The sequence below is a fragment of the Verrucomicrobiota bacterium genome, from assembly GCA_037139415.1.
Lineage (GTDB): Bacteria > Verrucomicrobiota > Verrucomicrobiia > Limisphaerales > Fontisphaeraceae > JBAXGN01.
The window spans coordinates 25,609-37,982 of sequence record JBAXGN010000062.1; the positions used below are offsets into that span (position 1 = coordinate 25,609).

Here is a 12,374-nt window from a genome sequence, read left to right on the forward strand (position 1 = left end):
ACAAAATCTGGTGAGCCGTGCGGCTTAACGTGTGCCCGGTTTGGGCATCCACATGTCCTGCCATTTTAAATTTAATTCATCCACCATCTGGAAACAGTAATCCAACCGGCCGATATTTTTATCGGTATTGTTCGTACCGAATGTGAATTTGACGCCGGCTTGCTTCGCCAGCTTCAAAAAAGCCGCACTGGGCAGTTTGCTTCGGCTATTAATTTCAATGGCAATTCCACGTTTGGCGGCGGCGTCCACCACGCGTTGCATGCGTTCCGGTGTCCAAAGCTGGTCATACTGCGGTGCCAATTGGGCGGGCAGATACGTTGGGTTTACGTAGATATCAATCGGTTCCGTGCTCAGAATTGTCACCGTCCGGCTCACCAGCATTTTCATGAATGCCTCAGCATCTGGAATCTCCCCCACCTCTTCCTTGATCCACAGGCGCATGCGCTTGCCGCTGTCGTCCACCACGGTCATGGCATCCGTAAAAACATAATCAAACTTGGCGCGCGCCGCCGGTGAAAACAGATTCACCCACTCACGTCCTTCCGCCTGCATCCCAATAAACACCGGCTGGCCTTCCATGCTTTTCAGGTACGCCTCAATTCCGGTGTCATTCGTCACGGCAAAGTTTAAGCCGCAGTTCACCGCGATTCCGTTAAATATGCCGGTCTTTCGCGACTCCGCCCGCACCTCGTCCACCGTCAGTCCCCCTTTCAGATGCGTGTGAAAATTGATGACCGGGAAGTTATCCTTCGCCAAAGCAACGATCCGTTGTTCGTAAGCATCAAAGGTGATGACTGGATCGGTATCCGGCAAATCATCTGGTAATGGCTGCACCCGAATATTTTTAAAAAACGTCCGGCTCTTGGGATCGTGCCCCTGCAAAGCGAACGTACCCCGGGAAAGCCGGCGGCCCGGTTGTTTAGGGTTAAACACCGGATTGGACGGTTCCACGTAATCCACCACCAGCGTATCGTTAAGTAGAATTTGAATGCGCTTACCCCGGACTGAGATGTGCATCTTGAACCACTCCTCATCCTTTATTAGTTGCTTATAGACGTTGCGAATGCCGTACAGACTCCCCGTTTTCTTCAATTCCCGATAATTCTCCTCGCCGATATGCGTGTTGCTTACTTGCGCTTCAAACCCTTTCTGGGGAAAGCCATTCTCCTGATACTCCGTATGGAAATAGACACCGGAGTTGGCGCCCGGTTTGGTCAGTATCTCGCATTCCAACTCGAAATTCTTGAAGTCCGCCTTGACCTGTTCAGTGCCGGTGAAAAATAAGTGCGAGCGCGGACCTTCCACAGCAATCATGCCTTGTTCCACGCGGAAGCTGCCTGGCTTTTCACTCGCCTTCCAGCCATTCAGCGTCTTCCCGTCAAATAAGGATACCCAATCCGCGCCAGAGGCGGACAGGATCGTGGTTGCCAACAGGCAGGCCAATGTACGTGCCAAATTTGTTTTCTTCATTTTTGTGAACCGGATTTTGAACGCGGCCACTGAATAATCAAGCCAAGAAACGACTATAAAAAAGTTCCGTGGACCGAAATCCACGGAACTTGTGCATCACACTAATCTTCAACCCGCAACCCTGCGGCAGGCAATATCTTACGCCGACACTGGCCATTTACCGGATCGGCGAACCGCCGGCTTGGGATGGTCTTTGATCTTGGCGGTAAAGCGTTCCAAGTCCTCTTGTGGCAGGGAATAATCCGTCAGTAATCCTTGGAAATATTTATGATACCCCACCAGGTCCATCAGCCCGTGACCGGACCAATTGAACAGGATGACTTTTTCTTTGCCTTCCTCGCGGGCTTTGACCGCTTCATCAATGGCACACGCGATGGCGTGCGAGGTTTCGGGGGCAGGAATAAAACCTTCGGTGCGGGCGAACATCACCGCTGCCTCGTAGCACTTCAATTGGTGAACCGCCCGGGGCGTGGCCAACCCTTCCACCACCGCCTGGCTGACCAACGGAGACATGCCATGATACCGCAAACCGCCGGCATGGATGGGGGGTGGCATAAACTCGTGGCCAAGCGAATGCATGGGTAACAACGGCGTCATCTTGGCAATATCGCCGTGATCGTATGAGAACGGCCCGCGCGTCATCTTGGGGCAGCTTTCGGGTTCCACCGGGATGATGGTGATGTCGGCTCCATGGATCTTATCGCACATGAATGGGAACGAGAGACCTGCGAAGTTGGAGCCACCACCCGCACAACCGATCACCACATCCACCTTGCGTTCGCCGGCTTTCGCCAATTGTTTTTTAGCTTCGAGCCCGATGATGGTTTGATGCAACATCACATGGTTCAGCACGCTGCCCAAGCCGTACCGGGTCTGGCCGGTCGTATCCGTCACTGCGGCTTCGATGGCTTCCGAAATGGCAATGCCCAGCGAGCCGGGAGTGTGCGGGTCCTGTTCCAGGATCGCGCGGCCCGCCACGGTTTCATGGGACGGGCTGGCCACGCAGGTGGCACCCCAAGTCTCCATCATCATTTTGCGGAATGGTTTTTGATCAAAGCTGATGCGCACCATGAATACTTTGCAGTCCAGCCCGATCAGGGAACACGCAAACGCGAGCGCGCTGCCCCATTGCCCGGCGCCGGTCTCCGTGGTCATTCGTTTGATGCCAAATTGCTTATTGTACCAGGCTTGGGGCACGGCGGTATTGGGCTTATGACTGCCAGCCGGAGAGACGCCCTCGTTCTTATAATAAATCCGGGCGGGAGTTTTGAGCGCGGCTTCCAGGCGCTTGGCGCGATACAGCGGGGAGGGCCGCCACAGCGCCAGTAATTCCAGAATTTCTTCCGGAATCTTCACCCAGCGATCCGTACACATTTCCTGCTCGATCAGGTTCATGGGGAACACCGGCGCGAGCATTTCAGGTTTGATGGGCTGGCCGTCGGGTCCTAGCGGCGGCAACATGGCATTCGGCAGGTCGGCGGCCAAGTTGTACCACTCACGAGGTATCTCGCGGTCCTCAAGAACGAATTTCGTATCAGACATAGTTGTTATTTTTTTCTATTAGGCTGCGTGGATTTTTTGTCGCTGATTCCCCGGCACTTGTCAAGCGGGGGTTGAATAATTAGGCAAATATTGTGCGTGCTTATCGCCGGCAGGTGACGTATGTTAGGGGAACGATATGCCATTTCGCGCACTTGGCCTTGAGGCCAATATCCTTAAAGCGGTCCAGGAAGCTGGATATACCGAACCAACGCCCATCCAGGCCGCAGCCATCCCGCAAATCCTTGCGGGCCACGACCTCATTGGCATCGCCCAGACCGGCACCGGCAAGACCGCCGCGTTTGTGTTGCCCATTCTGGACAAGTTGATCAAAACCCCGGTCGGCGGACGCCGATGCATTCGCACTTTGGTCGTTGCTCCCACCCGGGAACTCGTGGTCCAGATCGAGGAAAACGTGCGGGCCTACGCCCGGCACCTCCCTTTGCGCATGGCCACCGTCTATGGTGGGGTCGGGGAGCGCCCGCAAATCCAGGCGCTGCGATCCGGGGTGGATCTCGTTGTGGCCACGCCTGGCCGTTTGCTGGATCTGATGAACCAGGGCTATGTGGATTTCGCCGGGCTGAACTTCCTGGTTCTGGATGAGGCCGACCGCATGTTGGACATGGGGTTCCTGCCGGACATCCGGCGCATTGTCAAAGCGGTGCCGCGCCAGCGTCAGACGCTCTTATTTTCCGCCAGCCTCTCCCGCGAGATTGAAGGGCTGACGCATGAGTTTCTCCGCGCTCCCAAGATCGTGCAGATTGGCCGCCGCGCCAATCCCGCCGAGACGGTCACCCAACTGGTCTATGAAGTGCCGAAGCACCTCAAGCCCGCCCTGCTGCTGCACCTCCTGGACAATCCGGAACTCAACATGGTGCTGATTTTCTGCCGGATGAAGCACTCGGCGGATCGGCTGGCGCGCACGCTGGAAAGTCATGGCATCCGCACCGCCACTCTCCACTCGAACCGCTCGCAAAACCAGCGGCTCAAGGCGCTCAAGGATTTTAAATCGGGCGTGGTGCGTGTGCTGGTGGCCACGGATATTGCCGCGCGCGGCATTGATGTGGACGGCATTTCGCACGTGGTCAACTTTGATTTCCCCATGCATTCGGAGGATTACGTTCACCGCATTGGCCGTACCGGGCGCGCCCACGCCGTGGGGGATGCCATCAGCTTTGTGACGAACGAAGACCGCGACGGATTACGCGCGCTGGAGCGTTTCATCGGGCGGGGCATTGTGCGCAAACGCGCTGAAGGATTCAACTACGATACTCCGAGCACCCTCGGTTTTCAGAAGGAGCAATCGGATCGTCCCGCCCGCTCGCACCCCCAGCGCGGTAACGCCTCGCACCAAGGCGGCGGGCAAAAGCGGGTCCGCACTGGCCACACCAACCGGTGGCGCCGCTGATCGAAATGCTTTGAACCGGCACTGACGGCGCTCACTCTGAGTCCCGTCAGCCTTTGGGCCCTTTTTCGGTGGTGTCCTTGCCCTGATACTTGCGCAGTTGCGTATCGACGAGGATCTGATCACCCGTTTCGACGAATAATGGCACCATGAGTTCCAGGCCGGTTTCCAGTTTGGCAGGCTTCCAGTTGGAGGTGTTGCCAATGCGAACCGGCGGATCTGTCTCCACGACTTTCAGTGATGTCGAGGGCGGCAGGGTGATATCCAGGAATTTACCGTCCAGAAAGAGGGCGGTGTACTCCTCGTTTTCCTGAAGGAACCAGCGGCGGTCCCCAATATGTTCGGCATGTAAATCCAGCTCCTCATAGGTTTCCGCATCGGAGAACATGAAGGATTCTCCCTGCTGATAGCTGAACTGGACCCGGCGGCGCTGCAATTCGGCCAGGGGCAGGCGTTCATTCTCGGCAAAAACCTTGTCAACGACTTTGCCCGTCTTGAGATTGCGCAGGCGGCTGTGCAACTTATGACGTGTTTGCGCCGTACCCGAGACATGGAAGTCCTCGATTTCCTGCGGGGCGCCATCGAGCATCAACACCATGCCGCGTTTGAATTCGGAGGATAAAACAGTTTGCATAATATATTTTCAGCATGGTACCGCCTCCATCGCTCACTTCCAATGTCTAACTATGGAAATTTTCGCTGTGTGTTTGCGCTTGCGTTGGGCGGGAGACATTCTTAACGTGCGTCTATGCAGAGTATGCAATATTATCCGGTACTGATGCTGGCCCTTTTGGCGGCTGGCACGGCAGCGTTCATACTGATTGCCTCGGTCGTCATTGGCCGCCTGGCCAACCGGAATATCCGCCGAACTCCCACCAAGGATATTCCTTACGAATGCGGCATGATTCCCATACAGGGGAAAAGCACCCGCATGAACGTGAAATTCTACCTGGTAGCGATGCTGTTCATTCTGTTCGATATCGAAGTGGTGTTTCTGTATCCCTGGGCCGTGGTGTACCGGGATATGCTCGATGATCCCGCCACCAAGAACCTGATTTTCACCGTGATGCTGACGTTTATGGGCATTCTGCTGGTGGCCTACGTGTATGCCGTGAAAAAAAAGGCGTTCGATTGGAAGAGTTAATCGGCAATTGGATACTGCCGGACGGCTTAAATATTAAACCAACAAGACTATGGCTGATACGATCAAATTCGGTACTTCCGGCTGGCGCGGTCTCATCGCCAGGGATTTCACTTTTGCCAACGTGCGCCTGGCGGCGCAAGGGATAGCGCAGTATTTGCGCGCGGAACTGGATAACCCGCAATCCTCCATTTACGGGCGCGATCCGGTGGTGATCATGGGGCATGATACCCGTTTTCTGGGGCACGAGTTTTGTCTGGCCGCGGCGGAAGTGATGGCCAGCCTGGGGCTCAAGCCGGTGTTATGCGAGCGCGACGCGCCCACACCGGTCATCGCGCATACCATTCGGGTGCGTAAAGCCATCGGTGGCATCAACATGACCGCCAGCCATAACCCGGCCGAATATCAGGGCCTGAAGTTTTCCACCGCTAACGGCGCACCGGCGGCTCCGGAGGTCACCAAGCAGATCGAGGCCAACATCCGCGAGTTACAGGCGCAGAATTGGACCTTCCAGGCCAGCGTCGTTGGGACGTATTCCTGCAAGAGCATTGATCCCCAGCCGGCCTACTTTAAACAAATCCGGAAACTGGTGAACTTTGAGACGATCCGTAAAGCCAAGCTCAAGCTGGCCGTCGAACTCATGTACGGCACCGGGCGCGGCTATCTGGATTTCCTATTGCAGGAGGCGGGGGCCAAAGTGACCGTCTTCCATAATGAACTCAATCCCCTCTTTGGCGGGCACCATCCCGAACCGAATGCCGAAGGCATGAGCGAGGTGGCCAAATTCATCCGTTCCGGCAAAGCGCAGCTAGGCTTAGGATTAGATGGCGACGCCGACCGCTTTGGCATTGTGGACAAGGACGGCACATGGCTGACGCCGAATCAAATCCTGGTGCTGGCGTTGTATCATTTGAAGAAGAATCGCGGCTGGACCGGCGCGGTGGTGCGCACCGTTCCGACCAGCCACCAGGTGGATGCCGTGGCGGAAATGCTGGGCGTCAAGGTTCATGAAACCCCGGTGGGCTTCAAGTACATCGGCGCTTTGATGGAAAGCGAACCGATCATCGTGGGTGGTGAGGAATCCGGCGGGCTGAGCGTCAAGGGACATGTGCCGGAAAAAGACGGCGTACTGGCCTGCCTATTGATGGCCGAATTGGTGGCCACCGAGCGGAAGTCGTTGGGTCAAATCCTCAAAGACCTCGCCAAATCCTGCGGTGAATTTCACACCACGCGTATCAACGTGGCGATTCCGGCGGACAAGAAAGAAGCGCTGCTGGCCACGCTGGCGAAGGGCATGGAGAAATTTGGTCCGTTCAAGGTCGAGCAGTTCATCACCACTGACGGCTATAAATTCCTGCTGCCGAATCGCGAATGGGTGGCCTTCCGAGCGAGCGGCACTGAGCCGTTGATCCGCTGCTACATCGAAGCCCGTTCCGGCGCGCAGATGAAGAAGCTTGAAGGTGTGGCGAAGAAGATTTTGCTGGGGTAATCGCCGGACCGTCGGCAGCAGTCCAACCTCTGATTGGTAAGAGCGCCTTGGTCACCTTGCCAAGGAAGACGATGCGCCTGCTCTGGCGGCAGGGTTCCCTCTTTTTTTTGGATGCCCAAAAACATCTAGGAACCGGTTGATTCTCCGTTGGCCTGCCATTATACTGAACTTCATGTTATCGAATCCTAACGCACATCTCTCGGACGTCCAGTCAGTGTACGCCGGCGCAGAAGGCCGGCTTTGGGAACTGATCATGGGCGAGCAAATCCACATCGGCGGTTTTCAATCCTCATTGGACCTCGCCATGCGCGCCCAACTCAGCGCGGGGCAGCAAGGGGTGGACCTTTGCTGTGCGCTGGGCGCCGGGATGCGCGCGCTCGTGCGCTTCTGCAAGGTGGCCCGCATGACCGGCGTGGATGCCACTCCGGCGATGTTGGAAAAGGCCGGGCAGCGCTGCGCACAGGAGGGTTTGGCGGCGCAGATGACTTTTGTGCAGGCGGACGTGTGCGCCACCGGTCTCCCGGCGGGCCAGTTCGATTTTGTCTGGGGCGAGGACGCCTGGTGTTACGTGGAGGATAAAAAGCGCCTGATTGCCGAGGCGGCCCGACTCGTGCGCCCCGGCGGCACCATCGCCTTCACCGATTGGTGCGAAGGTCCCACGCGCATGACGTCGGAAGAAGCCGCGCGTTACCTCGGCTTCATGAAGTTCCCCAATGTGCTGACGCTGCCGGAATACAGCGCGCTGCTCGAAGCCAACGGCTGCACCGTGGCCCTCGCCGAGGATACCGGGCGCTTCCCGAAATACGTGCCGCTGTATCTGAGCATGATCGAGCAGCAGCTCACGTACGACGCGCTCAAGATCATCAATTTCGACACCGCCCTCGCCGGGGCGTTGACGGGCGAGATGCGCTTCATGCAATCGCTGGCCGAAGCGGGCAAAATCATCCAGGGCATCCTCGTCGCAAAAAAGACCTGATTCTTGGACGTACTGCTTACCAGCCCCTGGCTTCCCGCCGAATGGATCGCCGCGCATGATCTCGCGCCGCGCGGCGTGTGGGCGCTGAACCCGCCGGAGGCCGTCGCCCTCAAGGCGGGCGTCTGCGCCTTTGCGCAGGGGGCGCTGCAATGGGCCGGGGCCGGCGCGGAGGGCGCCGCCGTCTTTGCCTCCTCCTGCGATCAACTGCGGCGCGCCGCCGATGAAGTCGCCGCGCGGAACGCGGCCCGCACCTTTCTATTTAACCTGCCCGCCACCTGGCAGACCGCCGCCGCCCGCCAAATGTATCGCGCGGAAGTCGCGCGCCTGGGTCGGTTCCTCGTCGCGCTCGGCGGTTCCGCGCCGACGCCGGAAAAACTGGCGCAAACCTTCGCCGCCTATCAGCGCGCGCGCCAGCAACTGCTCGCCGCTCAACCCGCTTGCGCCGCCCGCGCCTGGGCCGAAGCCGTGGTGCGCTTTCACGCGGGCGACCCCGTGAACGCGCTGGAACCCTCCGCCCCCGCCGATCCCCGGCGCGCCGCTGCGGGCGTACCCGTGGCGTTGGTGGGCGGGCCGATGCTGCCCGCCTATTTCAACCTGCTCGACGCGCTGGAGGCCGCGGGCGGGCGCGTGGTGCTCAACGCCACCGAGGCCGGCGAACGCAGCCTGCTCGCGCCTGCTCCGGCGGACGCGCCTGTGCTTTCCCGCGACGCCCTGGCCGATTTTTACCTGGACCGCTGCGCCGATGTCTTTCAGCGCCCCAACACCCGCCTCTACGCGTGGTTGCGCGAGCGCCTCGCCGCCCGCGCCGTGCGCGGCCTCGTGTTGTGGAGCTACTTTGCCTGCGACCTCTGGCGCGCCGAACTCCAGAGCCTGCGCGAGGCCTTCGACCTCCCCGTGCTGCTCATCGAGCCCGACGCCATGCACGGCGATTCCCCGCGCCTGCATACGCGGCTCCAGGCCTTCGTGGAGATGCTGCAATGAACGCCGCGCCGCGCCAGATTTCCCTGCCGGAATGGGACGCCCGCCACGCGGACCTGGTTCGCCAGGGCTTGCGCGAGCCGTGCTACGGCGGCCCCCTCGGGCGTCACCTCGCTGCCGAGGGCGACCTGCGCCTGCGCCATTTGCGCTTCGATAATTCGGCGGCGGCCTTGCGCCTTTGGAATTTTCTGCTCACCGAGAACCAGCGGCTCCACGCGGCCCGCCAAAGCGGCGAACTCATCGTCGGCACCATGAAAGACCTTGGCACCGTGCCCGTGATGGCGTACGCGCTGCCCCGCGTGCGCGCGTTCTATCCCGACGGCGCGTGGTGGACTCCCTGCCTCATGGAATGCAGCGATGGCCTCTTGCAACAGGCCGAACGCTGCGGTATTGACGCCGCGTTCTGTCCCGTGCGCGCGATGCTCCCGGCGTTCGTGCACGGCGGGCATTTCCCGATCCCGGACCTCCTGATTTGCAGCGCGGGTGCCGTCTGCGATGATTTCACCGCCATTGCCCAGCGCCTGGAGCATCTGGGCTTCCCGATCTCCTGGTGGGAAATCCCCCGCCGCCGCGCGCCCGATCCCGGCGAGCCCGCCTGCCTCCTGCCCGGCGGATTCCTCGCCCCGCAGACCCAGGTGGACTGCGTGCGCGGGGAATTCCAGCGCCTGGCCGCGCTATTGGGGCAGCGCGCCGGGCAACCCCTCGATGACGCCGCGCTGGCCAACGGCATCCGCCAGGCCAACGTCATTCGGCGCTTGTTGGCCCGCCTGCGGCAGACCGTCCATGCCGGCGCGGGCGCGGCGCTGCCCGCCCTCGAAATGCTGATCGCCGAGATGCTCGCCATCCACTTCTGCTCCGATCGCCTCGAAACCGAAGCCGTCCTGACCGATCTGCTGCGCGAAGCCGAGCGCCGCGCCGCCGCTGGACACTATGCGATTGCGTCGGGTGCGGCCCGCGTCTATTGGGTGAACCCCGTTGCGGATTTGCGCCTCATGAATTGCCTGGAAGAACTGGGCGGCCGCATCTGCGGCACCGAATACATGTTCACCCACGCGCTGGATGTCATCCCCGAAGATTTGCCGCCGTTGGAAGCCCTGGCGCGCACCACCCTCGCCGATCCCATGATCGGTTCCGCCGCCGACCGCGCCCGGCGCATCCTGGCCGAATGCCGCGCCGCGCGGGCCGAGGCGCTCGTGATCGCGCGCATCCCCGGCGCGAGCCATTGCGCGCGCGAGGGCGAAATCATCGCCGCATGCGTGCAGCGCGAACTCGGCATCCCGTGCCTCGAACTCGAAATCCCGCCCGTGGCCGACGCCCTGCTGCAAACCCTCAAAACCCGCCTCCAAGCCCTGATCGAGACCTGCCACACCCGCCGGAGCTGAGGCATCATCCCGCAAGGGATGAAATTACGCACCCACGCTCACGGAATCACGAAACGATTCGTGGCGACGCCGCTGGATTGAAGTTGGCTATTTAGGTTGGTGATTGATAATTGCCGAACACTGCCATCCGCCAAACCGACGTTTCCGCACTGGTTGTGCATTTTACCGTCCCAAGCCAGATTGTCATTGGTCGTCACAATGGACAGCCCGGGAGCAACGGGCTTGTTGTTTACCATCAAATTGTGGTCGCCAATTAAAATCGAGGCCGGCTTGGTTTCATTGGCTTCAAGGTTGACGAAATAACTGACGTTGCTCCGGGTTAACTGGTACCAACTGGTAGTGGCTTTACGTTCCTTATCAGTCGGGCAAGTCAATACGGTGGGGGAACCGATTTCATTGCTGGCAATTTGAAAATGCACCGCTGGGGTCATCATTGCTACCAATTCCATTGTCCCTGGGGAATTGCTCCCCACGGCATTTGTGGAGACCTGCCAGGGAAACCGATCTTCGTAATCATTACTCCACATACGCAATCCCAGTCCGATCTGCTTATGATAACTAACGCATTGGATCCGCTGCGCTTTGTGTTTTGCACTAAGAAGGTTTGGGATGAGGGCCAGAAAGATCAGGGATAAAACCGCCAGCACCACAAATACCTCGATTAACGTCATCCCCCTCATCCCCACCTTCCGCCTCCATCTCCCACCACCTCCGCACAAAATCTCCCGTCTGGCGTGATCGCCTTGCGGGGTTCGCGGTTGTTGGCACTCATTGCTCATGGGTTTTAATAAACCACAATTGCCCACGCGTGGCAAGCTCACGGAATCACGAAACGATTGGTGGCGACGCCGCTGGAGCGAAGGAGGGGATTTAAGTCTTTGGAGACCACTTGCTGTACACTGCCATCCCCAAAACCGATATTGCCGATTTGGCCATGAAATCGGCCATCCCATTTCAGCGCTTCATCAGCCGTCACAATGATCAATCCAGGCACCACTGCTTTGTTGTTTATTGCCAAATTGCGGTCGCCAATCAGAGTACTGCACTGATTGGTTGTATTGGCCTCCAGGTTGATGAAATAGCTGATATTAGTTCGAGTAAGTTGGCTCCAATTGCTAACAACCTGACGATCCCTGTCACTTGGGCATGTCAACAACGTGGGAGAGCCAATTTCATTACTGGCAACCTGAAAATGAATCGCCGGAGACATGAGCGTAATCAATTCAAGTGTCCCTGGGGAATTTCTCCCTATGGCATTCGTGGACACCTGCCAAGGAAACCGATTATCATAATCATTGCTCCACATGCGAAATCCCATTGTCGTATTTTTAAGCAAGTTATTACAATAGATTCGTTTGGCATTGCTCCTTGCTTTAAGGGTGCTCGGTACAAACCATAACAAAAAAATGATGACTACGGAGGTCATTATCACCAGCATCTCTATTTTGGTCAAACCACTGATTGCCTTCCGCCCCCATTTCCCACCACCCCCGCACAAAATACCCCGTCTGGCGTGATCGCTTTGCGGGCCTCGCGGTTGCTGGCACTCATTGGTCATGGGTTTTAATAAACCACAATTGCCCACGCGTTGCAAGCTCGTTTGGCGGGGGCGGTTCTGGCATCGCTTCAAGATGCATTGGGTCAACGGCGGTTTCCGGTGGTCCAGCCTCCCCCGTACCGCAGACTTCCAAGTCTGCTGTGTCGCAGGTTTCCCAACCTGCGGGCTGCTGGAAATTCGCGAGCGTCGGGAAATGATGAACGGTCTGCCGACTGTCAAAAGGGTCAAACTCGAACAATGCCCCAGTTATAGCGGTAAACACCTGACTCCAAGCTTCTATTTTTTTCGGTCTTATTTTTCTGCAAAATTATCTTTCTGCAGATGGTTCCGCGTTTTGACGAATTTCCCTTATGTGTACGTACACATAATTTCCCTCCCGGCGGCAACCACCTTTTCCGGTTCCCTGTTAACGTCGCTCCCGTTGGCCATCACGGGC

The 12,374-nt window shown here is 58.3% G+C and carries 11 protein-coding genes; 6 read left to right on the plus strand and 5 right to left on the minus strand.

What is annotated here, in order from left to right:
- Positions 1-24: 24 nt before the first annotated feature.
- Positions 25-1,470, minus strand: coding sequence for a family 16 glycoside hydrolase (locus tag WCO56_12680; protein ID MEI7730423.1), 1,446 nt, complete (start codon positions 1,468-1,470; stop codon positions 25-27).
- A 138-nt stretch (positions 1,471-1,608) separates the two neighbouring features.
- Positions 1,609-3,012, minus strand: a complete 1,404-nt coding sequence (locus WCO56_12685) for a TrpB-like pyridoxal phosphate-dependent enzyme (protein ID MEI7730424.1) — start codon at positions 3,010-3,012, stop codon at positions 1,609-1,611.
- Between the two features lie 136 nt (positions 3,013-3,148).
- On the opposite strand from WCO56_12685, the gene WCO56_12690 reads away from it, so the two are divergent.
- Entirely contained in the window at positions 3,149-4,417 is a 1,269-nt protein-coding gene (locus tag WCO56_12690; protein MEI7730425.1) for a DEAD/DEAH box helicase, read from the plus strand.
- Positions 4,418-4,463: 46 nt separating this feature from the next.
- Here the strand turns inward: WCO56_12690 and WCO56_12695 are convergent, their stop codons facing one another.
- Complete coding sequence (locus WCO56_12695; GenBank protein MEI7730426.1) at positions 4,464-5,048, minus strand: elongation factor P; 585 nt, start codon at positions 5,046-5,048, stop codon at positions 4,464-4,466.
- Positions 5,049-5,162: 114 nt separating this feature from the next.
- Between WCO56_12695 and WCO56_12700 the strand changes: the two genes are divergently transcribed.
- From WCO56_12700 to WCO56_12720, 5 genes are all read left to right on the plus strand, one after another.
- Positions 5,163-5,558, plus strand: a complete 396-nt coding sequence (locus WCO56_12700; GenBank protein MEI7730427.1) for an NADH-quinone oxidoreductase subunit A — start codon at positions 5,163-5,165, stop codon at positions 5,556-5,558.
- Between the two features lie 49 nt (positions 5,559-5,607).
- Positions 5,608-7,044: a phosphoglucomutase/phosphomannomutase family protein gene (locus WCO56_12705; protein ID MEI7730428.1), complete on the plus strand. Its 1,437-nt coding sequence runs from the start codon at positions 5,608-5,610 to the stop codon at positions 7,042-7,044.
- Between the two features lie 172 nt (positions 7,045-7,216).
- Positions 7,217-8,020: a methyltransferase domain-containing protein gene (locus WCO56_12710; GenBank protein ID MEI7730429.1), complete on the plus strand. Its 804-nt coding sequence runs from the start codon at positions 7,217-7,219 to the stop codon at positions 8,018-8,020.
- Positions 8,021-8,023: 3 nt separating this feature from the next.
- Positions 8,024-9,001, plus strand: a complete 978-nt coding sequence (locus WCO56_12715) for a 2-hydroxyacyl-CoA dehydratase family protein (GenBank protein MEI7730430.1) — start codon at positions 8,024-8,026, stop codon at positions 8,999-9,001.
- Positions 8,998-10,380, plus strand: coding sequence for a 2-hydroxyacyl-CoA dehydratase family protein (locus WCO56_12720; protein MEI7730431.1), 1,383 nt, complete (start codon positions 8,998-9,000; stop codon positions 10,378-10,380). Before WCO56_12715 ends, WCO56_12720 begins: the two co-directional genes overlap by 4 nt.
- 38 nt (positions 10,381-10,418) lie before the next feature.
- On the opposite strand, the gene WCO56_12725 is transcribed toward WCO56_12720, so the two are convergent.
- Together WCO56_12725 and WCO56_12730 are read right to left on the minus strand one after the other, a co-directional pair.
- Positions 10,419-11,051 (minus strand): type II secretion system protein, encoded by a 633-nt coding sequence (locus tag WCO56_12725; GenBank protein ID MEI7730432.1) that lies wholly within the window; start codon positions 11,049-11,051, stop codon positions 10,419-10,421.
- Between the two features lie 146 nt (positions 11,052-11,197).
- On the minus strand, positions 11,198-11,938 hold the full coding sequence (locus WCO56_12730) for a hypothetical protein (protein MEI7730433.1): 741 nt from the start codon (positions 11,936-11,938) through the stop codon (positions 11,198-11,200).
- Between the last annotated feature and the right edge of the window lie 436 nt (positions 11,939-12,374).